This is a genomic window from Antarcticimicrobium sp., assembly GCF_029212575.1.
Taxonomy (GTDB): domain Bacteria; phylum Pseudomonadota; class Alphaproteobacteria; order Rhodobacterales; family Rhodobacteraceae; genus Antarcticimicrobium.
Map to the genome: position 1 here is coordinate 73,322 of NZ_JARGPK010000042.1, position 12,020 is coordinate 85,341.

The window sequence follows — 12,020 nt, forward strand, 5'->3', positions numbered from 1 at the left end:
GCGCAACGAAAAAGGGGCGCCCGGAGGCACCCCTTTGAAAGTCAACGTGAAAACCGCGATCAGATCGAATCGTCGATCCAGCTTTGCAGCGCCGCCTTGGGGGCCGCGCCGGCGCGGTTCGAGATCACCTGGCCGTCCTTGAAGATGAACAGCGCGGGAATGCCGCGCACGCCCATCGCGGCGGCGGTGTTGGGGTTGGTGTCCACGTCCACCTTGGCCACCTTGATCTTGCCTTCGTACTGGGCCGCCAGTTCTTCCAGCGCCGGGCCGATCTGCTTGCAGGGGCCGCACCACTCGGCCCAGAAATCCACCACGACGGGGATATCGGACTGTTTCACCTCCTGATCGAAGGTCTCGTCGGTAACGGCAACGGTGGCCATGGTCATTCTCCTGATGCGAAAGGCTTGGACGGGAAGTTATGCAGCGCCGCCGGCATCGTCAAGGCAACCCGACCGCGCCAGCGCCGCTGTCACAAGATCGTGCGGCAGGGGCATCATCCGCGCGGTCCGAGTCCACAGGATGGCGGTTTCGATGCGTCGGCCGGGATAGACCAGCGCCAGCGCGGCGGCATAGGCGCCCATTTGCCGCAGCAACCCCTCGGGGCACGCCCCGGGGTGCGCGGGCACGGTGGCGTTAGTCTTGAAATCCACGGCGAGGACGCGCTCGGGTTCCACGATCAGCCGGTCGATCACCCCGTGCAGGCGTCGCGTGCCCAGCGGCGCGGTCACCGGAACCTCGGCCAGCGCATCGGGGGCGAAGACCGGCGCAAGCTCGGGGGTTCGCAACACCGCCCCCGCCTCGGCCAAAAGCTCCGCGCGGTCTTCCTCCGGCAGGTCGGCCAGCAGGTTGTCCGCCGCCAGCGCCCAGTCCGGTTCCGCCACGCCGGGCAGATGCTCCAGCAACAGGTGAATCCGCGTACCGCGTGCCTTGGCCGCCTCCTCGTCCTGCCCCGCGTCCCCCGGCAGCGCCTTGGCCCCGCCCAGCTCCGACGGCCCCAGCGTGACCGGTGCCGCGGGCTGTTCCGGCGCGGGCTGGGTCAGGAACCCCGGCAGCGGCACCGCGTGGGCTGCCTGCGGCGCAGCCCCGGTCAGCTCCGGCGCGGTCCAGTCGCCCATCGCATAGCGCAGCCCGGAGCCGCCCTCGAACGCCTCCGGCACCGCCCCGGCGCGGACCATCGCCGCTTGCACCATCTGGTACCAACTGTCGCCGTTCTTGTCCAAATCGCCGGCGGCAGCGACGATTAGCCATTTCTCGGCCCGGGTCAGCGCGACGTACAAAAGCCGCAGCCTTTCGTACATTTGCTTGGCCTGTGCCGCGTCGCGCGCCCGGGTCAGCACCGGCGGCATCTGGTCGGCGGCGGTCCGCCACAACGGCACGTTGCCCGACATCATCACCTCGGGCATCGGCGACGGGCGCCGCTTGCCGGTGTCGGGCAGGATAACGATCGGCGCCTCCAGCCCCTTGGCGCCATGCACCGTCATCACCCGGATCATGTTTCCGGCGCTGCCCATCTGGCGCTTGATCTCCAGATCGTCGGTCTCCATCCAGACAAGGAATCCGGTCAGGCTGGGCACCGCGCTGCGCTCATAGGCCAGCGCCTGGCTGAGCAAGGCGTTGATCCCGTCCTCGGCCTCGGCCCCCAGCCGCCCCAGCAGGCGCCGCCGGCCGTCGTGGCGGGTCAGGATCCGTTCGATCAGGTCATAGGGGCGCAGGAAATCGGTCTGGTCGCGCAGGTCGTTCAGCATTGCCAGGGTTTCGGGAAACTCTTCGGCCCGGTCGCGCAGGGCCTGCCAAAGCAGGCTTTTCGGGGGCCGTCTGTGCGCCAGGTCGAACAGCGCCTGTTCCCCCCACCCCAGCAGCGGCGAACGCAGGACGGTGGCCAGCGACAGATCGTCCTCGGGCGTGGCGAGAAACCGCAGCAGCGCCGCCAGATCCTTGACCGCAAGCTCGGCCCCGACCTTGAGCCGGTCGGCCCCCGCGATCGGCAGGCGCGCGGATTTGCAGGCGCGGATGATCTCGGCGAAGAGGTCCGAGCGCCGCTGCACCAGGATCAGGAAATCGCCCGCCTGCACCGGACGGCGGCGGAATTCCCCCGGGTCAGAGCCATCTATCGGTACCGTTTCCCCGGTTTCGATCATCCGCTTGATGCCCTGCGCGATCCGCTCGGCCAGGACCACGTTGTGATGCCGGGCGCCGGGCCGGTCGACCGGGTCGGTCCAGTCGCCGTCGTCGCCATCCTCGACCTTGTCCACCACCGGCCAAAGGTCCACGCGCCCCGGCAGGTCGGATTTGAAGGCCCGGTGCAGCGCGTCCTTGTGGAACCCGGCCTCGGCCCGGCCCTCGAACACCAGATCGACAAGTTGCAGGATCGCCTGTGCCGAACGAAAGGAAAACTCCAGCGTCAGATCCTGCAACCCCGTGCCGGTGTCCGCGAGCCGTTTGGAAAACTCCGCCTGCATCCGGTCGAACGCATCCGGGTCAGCGCCCTGAAAGGAATAGATCGATTGTTTCTTGTCGCCGACAACGAAAATCGTGCGCTCCACATCCGCCCGCGCGCCGACGCCCGAGGTGAACTCCTGCGCCAACTTCTCGATCACGTCCCATTGTTCGGGGCTGGTATCCTGCGCCTCGTCCACCAGGATATGGTCGATGCCGCCGTCGAGGCGATAGAGCACCCAGGCCGCCACGCCGGGATCGTTCAGCAACTGGCGGGTCTTCAGGATCAGGTCGTCGAAATCGAGCCAGCCGCGCAGCTGCTTGCGGCGCTCGTACTCGGGCAGAAAGGCGGCGGCAAAACCATGCAGCGCCTGTGATTTGCGCGCCGCCGCCAGCCCCAGCCGGCGCGACCGCGCGGCCTCGACCCGTCGCATCAGCGGCTCCACCCGGTCCATCAGATCGGGGTGGGCATTGCGCAGATCCTTGGTGGGAAAAGACCCTAACTTGGCGGAAAACGGCTCTTTCGCACTGGCCCCGGTGAGAAAGACACTCTCCAGCACCGGCAGGTCGGCAAGCCCCGGATCGGTGATCGCGGCCAGCTTGTCGGCCGCCTTCTGGTCGGTGCTCTTGCCACTGGCCAGAACCGCGCGCAACTGGCCCAGCAGGTCCGCCTCGCCGCCCAGGAATACCTCGCCCGCCAGGGCGGTGTCGTCGTAGCCTGGCGGCAGGTCGAACAGCGCCCAGAGCGCCTCGCTGTCCAGCGGTTGGGCAAAACCGGCGCGCTTGCCGGTCACGGCGGCGGTCAGCGCGGTGAAATCACTGTCGGTCAGCCGCTCGGCCAGCGCCGCGATCAGCGCGGCGTTCGGCCCATCGGCGAAATCCTCGACGATCTCGGCGCGCAACAGGGCGGCGGCGCGATCCTCCATCTCGGCGAATTGCGGGCTGACCCCGGCCTCGAGCGGGAAGCGGCGCAGCAGCGAGGCGCAGAACGAATGGATGGTCTGGATCTTCAGCCCGCCGGGGGTCTCGATCGCGCGGGCGAACAGCGTGCGGGCATGGGCCAGCCGTTCGGGCGTGATCGCCCCCTCGGCCCCCAGCTCGGTCAGCGCCTGTTCCAGATCCGTGTCGCCCAGCATCGCCCAGGCGCCCAGCCGTTTGAACAGGCGGTTCTGCATCTCGCTCGCTGCCGCCTTGGTATAGGTCAGGCACAGGATGTGCTGCGGCTCCACGTCCGCCAGCAACAGCCGCGCCACCCGGTCGGTCAGCACCCGTGTCTTGCCCGAGCCGGCGTTGGCCGCCAGCCAGGTCGAGGCATCGGGCCGCGCCGCCTGCACCTGGCGCTCGGTGGCCTCATTGCGCGGGCTCATTCCAGGTCCTCCGGGGTGGGTGTGGTGCTGCGGTCCCATTCGCCGAAGCGGGCGAGCTGGTCGTAATCGCCGATGTCGCTGTCCTTGAACAGCATCCGGCGCGCGGTATAGCCCTGATCGCGCTGGGCATAGGCGGTGAGCAGTTCGCGCAGCTCTGCCAGCACCTGTGCGGGCGGTTCATCCTCCAGCGGCGCGGCCACCTCCTTGTAGCTGCTGCCGACCCCGATAAAGACGGCGCCGGACACCGGCGCGGGGGCGAGAACACCAAAGCCCGCCTGCTCGGCCATCGCTGCTTCGATCAGCAACTGCTTGTCGAACCTGGCCTGCTGGTCGCGGGTTGGTGGCGCGCCGGTCTTGTAGTCATAGATGAACAGGGCGCCGCGCGCGTCCATGTCGATTCGGTCGGCGCGCCCGATCAGGGTGACGCCGGGCGGGTTCAACACCATCTTGCCGGTCTGCTCGAAGGTGGAGCTGATCGCATTGGCTTGCCGCCCGGCCTCGGCCGCAAGAAAGGCCTCGGCGATCCGGCCCAGCCGCGCCAGCCAGAGCGCGCGGGCGCTGGGCCAGGGCACATGCTCTTCCAGCACCTCGCGGGCACGGGTCAGCAGCGCCTCGCGGCTCAGTGGGGCACCGCGGCCAAGGTCGTCACGCACGAAACGCTCGAATACCTCGTGCAGCACGGTGCCGCGCAAGAGCGGATCGGGTTCCTGCACCAGCGGATCCAGCGGTTTGAGGCGCAACACCCGCCGGGCATAGACCGCGTAGGGATCGCGGATCAGCCGCTTGATCTCGGTGACGTTCAGCCGGTCGGGGCGCGCCGCAACCGGCGGGCGCGGCGAGGGGCGCGGCGCCGGGGGCACCGGGCTGGCCTGTTCCAGCGCCTCGGCCCAGGACAGGTAGGTGCGCCCGCGGGCCCGCATGTCGTCCAGCGCCTGCGGCCCGCCCTTATCCGGCAGGCCCGCCAACAGGTTGGTCAGCCGGTTCAGCCAGCGCGACGGCACGGTCTCGGCATCGTCCGAGCGTTGCGCGCGGGTCAGCCAGACCTCGGGCGCGGCGATCGCCTGTTGGAAATCATGCGCCGAAAGCCCGATCCTCCGTTCCGGCAGCAACAGACCGGCGCGGTCGCGCATCTGCCGGTTCAGCCAGGGGTCGGGGCGCGCGGCCTCGGGCCAGCTGCTCTCGTTCAGCCCGCCGAGGATCAGCAGATCGGCACCCATCACCCGCGCTTCCAGCGTGCCCCAGATCATGATGCCGGTGAAACCGGCGTCGCGGTCGCGCACCTCCTCGCCCTGCAGAAGCGCGGCCAGCAGATCGGCAAAGTCGCGGGCGGTCATCGCGCCGCCGTGCCCGGCCTCGCGTTCCAGCGCCTCGATCACCTGCAACGCCTTCTGCCCGGCGTTCCTGTGCCAGAGCGTGCCGGCGCCCTCGGCCGCGCTGCCGGCGGCGATCCGTTCGGCCAGGGCGCGCAAATCGGCGACCCAATCGGACAGCGGCCGCGCCCCGGGGCGGGGCGGGTCGAGGAAACAGGCGCCGATCCAGTCGCACCAGCCCGCCAGCGCCGCATCACCTCGGCGGGCGGCAAAGCGGGCCAGCCCCTCGGCGTCGGGAAAGGCAGGGCCGTTGCGGCGCAGGTCCAGCTCCAGGTCGCGGGTGTGGCGCAGGTGGTCTCCCCGCCCGGCCCCGTCATGGCACAGCGGGTGTTTCAGAAGCGTCAGCAGTGCCTCGCTGGTCAGCCGCGCGGCGAAAAGCTCGGCCACGTGGCGCAGGAACCGGCCCGGCGGCGACAGGTGCAGCGGTTGCCCGGCGCTGTCGTCGGGCACGATGTTCCAGCGTTCCAGTGCCGCCGCAACCTGCCGCGTCAGCATCCGGTCGGGCGTGATCAGCGCCGCCGACTGCCCGGTTTCCGCCGCCTCGCGCAGGCGCAGGGCGATCGCCAGCGCCTCGTCCCGCGGGCCGGCGGCCTCGACCAGCGTGAGATCGGCGGTGGCCCGGTCCAGCCCGGTCAGCCCCGGTCCCTCGGCCATCCAGGCGTCGGTCACCGGGGCCGGGCGCAGGGCGAGCGAGACCAGCCGGTTACGCTCCGGCGCGGGCGGCGGCGTCTCGGTCCAGCGCCGGATGTCCGTGGGCGCAATCTCCAGCGCGTCCATCAGCTTGCGAAAGCGGTACTGCGGGTGATCCTCGGAGGTCAGCGCGCGCTCCCGCCCCTGCCATACCGGGTCGGGCTGGTCGAAATCAAAGCCGGGCAGCACGACCGCGCCCCGTGGCAGCCGCGCCACCGCCTGCATCAGCATCAAGGTGGTGCCCCGCGACCCGGTGGAGCCGGCCAGGATCACCGGGTGCTCCGGCGGTGCCGCCTGCCAGCGGGCGATCAGCCCCTCGACCACCCGGCGCTGGCGGGCCTGCGCGTCAAGCGCGTCCGTGTCGCTGCCGATCAGATCGTCGGCGATCCCGATGAAGGCCTGCGCCCGCGCCCAATGGCCCGACAGGTCGCTGACGTCGAGGGCACGGATGTCCTGCGGCGACACCCCCTCGCCCTGCATCTCGTCGATCAGGGTGGCGAGGCTGTCGGCCAGATCGTAGAGCGAGGCACGTGCGGCGAGGTCGGGCTGACGGTCGAGCAGTTTTGAAATCAGCTGGGTCAGCTCCAGCCGCCGCCGCAGCGGCGGGATCGCGGGGGGCAGCCGGTCCATCGCGCCGCTCTCGCCGAGGTCGGTGACCAGCGACAGGCGCGGCAACAGGCGCGGCGGACCGGCGTCGAAAATCGCCCGGACGCGGCGGGCCATGCGGCGGGTGTTGACCACCAGTTGCACCCGGGCCAGCGCCTCGGGTGGCTGCCCGTCCAGCCGGGCGCAGAGCCCCTCGACCAGTGCGCGCGGGAAATCCACGCCGGGCGGCAGGGCAAAGACGCGGGGGGTCGGGCCAGGCTCAAACATTCCCGGCCTCCGCCAGCAGCGTTTCGGCCAGAGCGATGCCGCCGGGATGGCCCACGTCGCACCAGTGGCCGGGGTATTCCAGCGCGAACAGGCGCCCGCGCGCCAGCATCCTGTCCCAGACCCGGTTGAGCGAGAACACCTCTTCCTCGATCTCGTCCAGCAGGTCGGTCCGGATGATCTGCGCGCCGCCGTAGATCAGGCCGGGCCCGCGGGCGATGCGCCCGTCCGCCTCCATGGCGAAGTCGCCCGCGCCGCTGCGGCCCCGCGCCCGCCCTGGTGGAACGCAGATCAGCAGCGCGTCCATCCTGGCGGTGTCCCATCCCGCGCGCAGCAGGTCCAGCGGATTGGGCCCGGCCCAGATCGCATCGGTATTGAGGGTAAAGACCGGCCCCGGACCCAGCAGCGAACGCGCGGCGCGCAACCCGCCGCCGGTATCGAGGATGTTCGGCGTCTCCTGCGACAGCGCGATACCCATCGGTTCCAGGTGCGCGCGCAGCATCTCGGGCTTGTAGTGCAGGTTCGCCACCACGCGGGGCAAGCCCAGCGGGCGAATCAGATCCAGCGCATGGTCGATCAGCGGCCGGCCCGCCACCTCGATCAGCGGTTTGGGGCGGTCGCGGGTCAGATCGCCCATGCGGGTGCCGAACCCGGCGGCGAATAGCATGGCGGCCTCGGGGCGCGCGGTCATGCCGGCCTCAGCCTGTCCAGCGCCTCGGGGGTGGGGGCCGGCAGCGCCTCGAGCAGCAGCTCGGCCACCGGGGCCAGTGCGGGGTGATCCAGATCGCGCCGCAGATGCGCCCAGACTGCCGGGATCAGGGCGAGGTAATGCGGCTTGCCGTAATCGGTGGCGAGCCGGGCAAAGACCCCGAGGATGCGCAGATTGCGCTGGGCGCCCAGCACCGCATAGGCGGTGCGAAAGGCGTGATCGTCCAATCCGGTGGCAGAAATATACAGTTCCGTCATCGCGATCTCGATCCCGGCCGGGACGTCGCGGCGGATGTCCTGCAACAGCGAGACGAGGTCATAGGCGGGGTGGCCCAGCATCGCGTCCTGGAAATCCAGCAGCCCGACCCGGGCGGGGCCGGCGCGGTCGGGCAGCCAGATCAGGTTCTCGGCGTGGTAGTCGCGCAGCGCCACGACCTGACGCCCGCCGGTGGTCTGGCGCAGGACATCTTCGAACCGGGGCAGGAACCGGGCAAAGGCCGCTCCGCCATCGTCGCCCGCGATCCCCATCCGGTACTTGCTGAAGGCAAGGCCGGACAGCCCGGCCATCAGATGGGGGCCGTAGGAGGGCAGATCGGGCAGGGGGGCATCGAAGAGCGTGATCAGAACCTGCGTCGCGGCCTCGTAGAGCTGGCGCTCGGGGGTCGGATCGGCGGCCAGCACCCGGGCGAACAGCGCATCGCCCAGGTCCTCCAACAGCAGAAAGCCGGTTTCGGCATCTTCGGCGAGGATCTGCGGTGCGCTCAACCCCTGATCGCGCAAGTAGTGCGCGATGGCGGTGAAGGGGCGCACGTCCTCGCCCCTGTCGGGCGGGGCGTCCATCAGCACGGCGGTCTGCCCGGTGGCCGGATCGGTCAGCCGCTCGTACCGGCGGTTGGAGGCATCGCCGGCCAGCGGCGCCCGGGTGGCCTGCGACCAGTCGGTGGTGGCGAGAAAGCTGTCGGCGAGGGCGGTGCGATCAGTCATCGGGGGTGTCATCCAGTTGGTCCAGAACCCCGGCCCAGCGCGGCGCCGACCAGCTGAGCGAGAGGTGGCGGCGGTTTTCGTCGGTGGCGTCGGCCTGAAAGGTGATATGCAGGGCGTCCTGCGGCGTGAGCGGGCCCAGCTTTTCCGGCCATTCGATCACGCAGATCGCCTGTTCCATCGCCTCGGCCAGACCCAGTTCCTCGATCTCCTCGGGGGCGGAGAGCCGGTAGAGATCGGCGTGCCAGAGCGCACCGGCGGAGGTCTCGTAGGTCTGCACCAGGGTGAAGGTGGGCGAGGGGATATCTTCGGGCACCTCCAGCAACGGCTGGATCAGGGCGCGGGCGAAATGGGTTTTGCCGGCGCCGATCGGGCCGTCAAGCAGCAGGCAATCGCCGGGGTGCAGCAGCGCGCCCAGACGCCGGGCCAGGCGGGCGGTCGCCCCGGGCGAGTCGAGCGTGACGGATAGCGGCGATCGGATCATGGCGCCACAATGGCGCTGCGCCCGCCGGGCCGCAAGCGGGTTCAGCCGCCCGCAGTGTCCGCCGGTTGCGCGACAGTTCCGGTCGCGGCGGCGGGGGATGGAGCGACGACGAATTCGACCATGGTGGCGCCGTTCTGGATCGGGCGCACCGTGCCGTCGAGCAGCCGTCCGTCGCGCATTCGCACCTCGGCGCGCCAGTCGGAGCGGTTTTCGCGCGAGGAGACGAAATCGCGCAACTCGCCCCACATGGGGGTCGCAAGGCACCTGTCCTGCCAGCCGCGCGTGGCATCGACCACGGTGAACTGGGCAAAGCTGCTGTCGGGGTCCACCCCCCAAAGGTCCCGGTAGCCGGCGTTGCAGAATGTCAGCGTGCCGTCGGGCGCAAAGACCGCGATGGCCCGGTCCAGCGCATCCAGGACCGCCTGGTTCTGTTCCAGTTCGGCGCGGAAGCGGCGGGTCAGCGTGACCTCGGCTGTGATGTCCTCGAACAGGAAGGCGACAGCGCCATCCGGGTGGGGCCGGCCACTGACCGAATAGGTTGAACCGGACGGCAGCGACCAGGTTTCCTGGTACTGGCCGCTGGCCGCGGCCTCGACCAGGTCGGCGAGCTGCTTGCGCCAGGAGTTGTAATCCTTTGGCTCGGGCATCATCGCGCTGTCGCGCAGCCGGTCGAAGAAACTCAGCAGGCTGGGCCGGGCCGAGAGGAAATCGGCCGGCAGCGCCGTCAGGTCGATCAGCGCGGGGTTGAACAGGGCCAGTTGCCGGTTGCGGTCGAAAATCGCCAGCCCGATGGACAACTGCGCGAAGGTCTTGGTCAGGGTCTGGACAAAGTTCCGCTGGGCGGCCTCGGCATCGACGACGGCGTTCACGTCCATGGCGTAGCAGAGCAGACCGTCCTTTTGCCGGATCGCCCAGACATCGAACCACAGGACGTGACCCTCGCCCTCGACGGTGACCGACTGGCGCAGCTTGCGCCGCGTGCGGACATCGTCCGAGAGGTTCGGGAACAGCAGATAGGCGGTATCGGCGCCGCGGCCGCGCACCTTGCGGACCAGCGTGGCATAGGCGTTGTTGCACCAGGTTACCCGCCCGTCGTCATCGACGCGCCAGGCCGGATAGGGGGCGGCGCCGGTGGCGGCGCGCAGGATTTCAAGCTCCCGCGCCAGCGGCGGCAGGTCGGCTGTGGACATCGGTTCACCGGCGCGCAGCTGCACCCGCGTGATGCCGTCGATCCATTCGCACATCGCCTCGCCCGGCGGGTCGCCGTCCAGCGAGGGGATCGAGAGGCGGCCGGCGTCGCGGACCTGCGCGGGATCCGGCGGAAAGCTGGGGAAGCTGGGCAGAAGGGCCTCGCGCAGCGCGCGCCAGGTGACGCCGTCCCCGGGATCGCCGGCTATTGCCCGCGCGGCCGAGGAGGCGTCGATCAATTCGGCGCCGTCGAACAGGAACACCGGATCCCGGCTTGGCCCGGAACCCGCCGGCGCTGCGCGCGCGGAGGCGGGTACGCGGGCCGCCGGTGTCAGCCACAGCACTGCCAGCGTCGCCGTGACAAGGCACATCGCGCCGAGCGCGATCCATTCGCCGAAAGTGATGTCGATCATGCCGCTGTCTCCGGTTACCGGCGTGTCGGCCAGTCTTGGGTCAAAAAGTTAACGTGCGTTTAACCATTGTACCCAATCGACCGGCGCCCGGTCATATTTCGATCGGACGATTGGCGCCGGGGGAGAGGGCGAATTCGCCCCGTTGCGCGTCGATCTTGCTGCGTGGCCAGGTGACCTGGACGATTGCGCCGCTCTGATCGGGGCGGATCGGCACCGTCCTGTAGGGATCGAGACCGTTGAAGAAACTCAGCGACGCGCCGGAACGCTCCAGCAGGGTCTTGGCGATGAACAGGCCAAGCCCCATGCCCTCATAGCCGGGCCGGTTGGTGCTTGCATGGGCTTCCGGCTCTCCTCGTCTGCGGCGAACGAAGGGGTCGCCGATACGTCCGATCACCTGCGGCGGGAATCCGTGTCCGTCGTCGATGATCCGGACCCGGATCTGGTCGTCGGTCCATTTCATCTCGACCCAGACGTTCGCGTCGGCGAAATCCACCGCGTTCTGGATCAGGTTGCGCAGCCCGTGGATCACCTCGGGCAAGCGCAGGATCGCCGGCTGCTGAGGGTTGGCGCCCTCGCCCGGGTGTTCGCTGAAATGAATCTCCTTACCGCGCTGCATGTGCGGTTCGGCGGCCTCGCGCAGCACCGCGCTGATCGGGGCCTGGCGCAGGTGCAGGTCGTCTTTCCCGGCGCGGCCCATGTCGCGCAGGATGTCGCGGCAGCGATCGGCCTGCTGCCGAATCAGTTCGGCATCCTCGCGCAACTCGGGCTGATCCTGCAATTCCTCGATCAGCTCCGAACTGGTGAGCTTTATGGTTGCCAGCGGCGTGCCGAGCTCATGCGCCGCGGCTGCCACGACGCCGCCCAGATCGGTCAGCTTCTGTTCCCGCGACAGCGCCATGTGGGTGGCCGAGAGGGCCTCGGACATCGTCTGCATCTCGGAATTGATGCGAAACGAATAGGCCCCCATGAACGCCGCCGCGATGATGATGGCGGCCCAGTTGCCGAAGATGAAGATCTCGGGGGTGCGCAGAATGAACCCCTCGGCCGTGCGCAGCGGCAGGTTGAACTGGGCCAGAAGCGTGACCAGCAGGATCGCGGTGCCGCCGACGATCAGGGCGGCGCGAAGCCCCAGCACATTGGCCGAAATCGTGACCGGCGCCAGCAGCAGAAGCGCGAAGGGGTTGTTCAGCCCGCCGGTGAGATAGAGCAGAAACGCAAGTTGCAGCAGATCGTAGAGCACCATCAGGAAGTTCTCGAATTCCGAGAGCCTCTTGTTCTCGGGGAACAGGAACATCGCGCTGATATTGACGGCGACCGAAATCCCGATGGCGAGATAGCACAGCGCCAGCTCAAGCTGCAGGTGATACATGCGCTGGGCGGCGGTGATCGCGCCGATCTGGCCCGCGATCGCGACCCAGCGCAGAAGGATCAGGGTGCGCAGCCGGATCCAGCTGCTACGCTCCTGGCCGCGCCAAATGCCCACATTGGATTCCGGCATGAATTGCCTAAGTCA

8 protein-coding genes are annotated in these 12,020 nt (G+C 69.3%); all 8 read right to left on the reverse strand.

Features of this window, described 5'->3' with window-relative positions; translation table 11 throughout:
- Nucleotides 1-59: 59 nt before the first annotated feature.
- Nucleotides 60-380 carry a thioredoxin gene (gene trxA / locus P1U75_RS07845; RefSeq protein ID WP_300241782.1) on the reverse strand — a complete coding sequence of 107 codons (321 nt, stop codon included), beginning with the start codon at nucleotides 378-380 and terminating at the stop codon, nucleotides 60-62.
- 36 nt (nucleotides 381-416) lie between these two features.
- The gene (gene addA, locus P1U75_RS07850; RefSeq protein WP_300241785.1) at nucleotides 417-3,803 is read right to left on the reverse strand and encodes a double-strand break repair helicase AddA; all 3,387 of its coding nucleotides are present in this window, start codon (nucleotides 3,801-3,803) and stop codon (nucleotides 417-419) included.
- Nucleotides 3,800-6,736 carry a double-strand break repair protein AddB gene (gene addB, locus P1U75_RS07855; RefSeq protein WP_300241788.1) on the reverse strand — a complete coding sequence of 979 codons (2,937 nt, stop codon included), beginning with the start codon at nucleotides 6,734-6,736 and terminating at the stop codon, nucleotides 3,800-3,802. The genes addA and addB overlap by 4 nt, the downstream gene beginning before the upstream one ends.
- A complete protein-coding gene (locus P1U75_RS07860; RefSeq protein ID WP_300241791.1) occupies nucleotides 6,729-7,424 on the reverse strand; it encodes a nucleotidyltransferase family protein in 696 nt (231 codons plus the stop codon). Before P1U75_RS07860 ends, addB begins: the two co-directional genes overlap by 8 nt.
- Entirely contained in the window at nucleotides 7,421-8,425 is a 1,005-nt protein-coding gene (locus tag P1U75_RS07865; RefSeq protein WP_300241794.1) for a phosphotransferase, read from the reverse strand. Before P1U75_RS07865 ends, P1U75_RS07860 begins: the two co-directional genes overlap by 4 nt.
- A complete protein-coding gene (gene tsaE / locus P1U75_RS07870; protein ID WP_300241796.1) occupies nucleotides 8,418-8,906 on the reverse strand; it encodes a tRNA (adenosine(37)-N6)-threonylcarbamoyltransferase complex ATPase subunit type 1 TsaE in 489 nt (162 codons plus the stop codon). Before tsaE ends, P1U75_RS07865 begins: the two co-directional genes overlap by 8 nt.
- Before the next feature lie 41 nt (nucleotides 8,907-8,947).
- Nucleotides 8,948-10,507, reverse strand: a complete 1,560-nt coding sequence (locus P1U75_RS07875) for a PAS-domain containing protein (RefSeq protein ID WP_300241798.1) — start codon at nucleotides 10,505-10,507, stop codon at nucleotides 8,948-8,950.
- Between the two features lie 91 nt (nucleotides 10,508-10,598).
- Entirely contained in the window at nucleotides 10,599-12,005 is a 1,407-nt protein-coding gene (gene regB, locus P1U75_RS07880) for a sensor histidine kinase RegB (RefSeq protein WP_300241801.1), read from the reverse strand.
- Nucleotides 12,006-12,020: the final 15 nt, after the last annotated feature.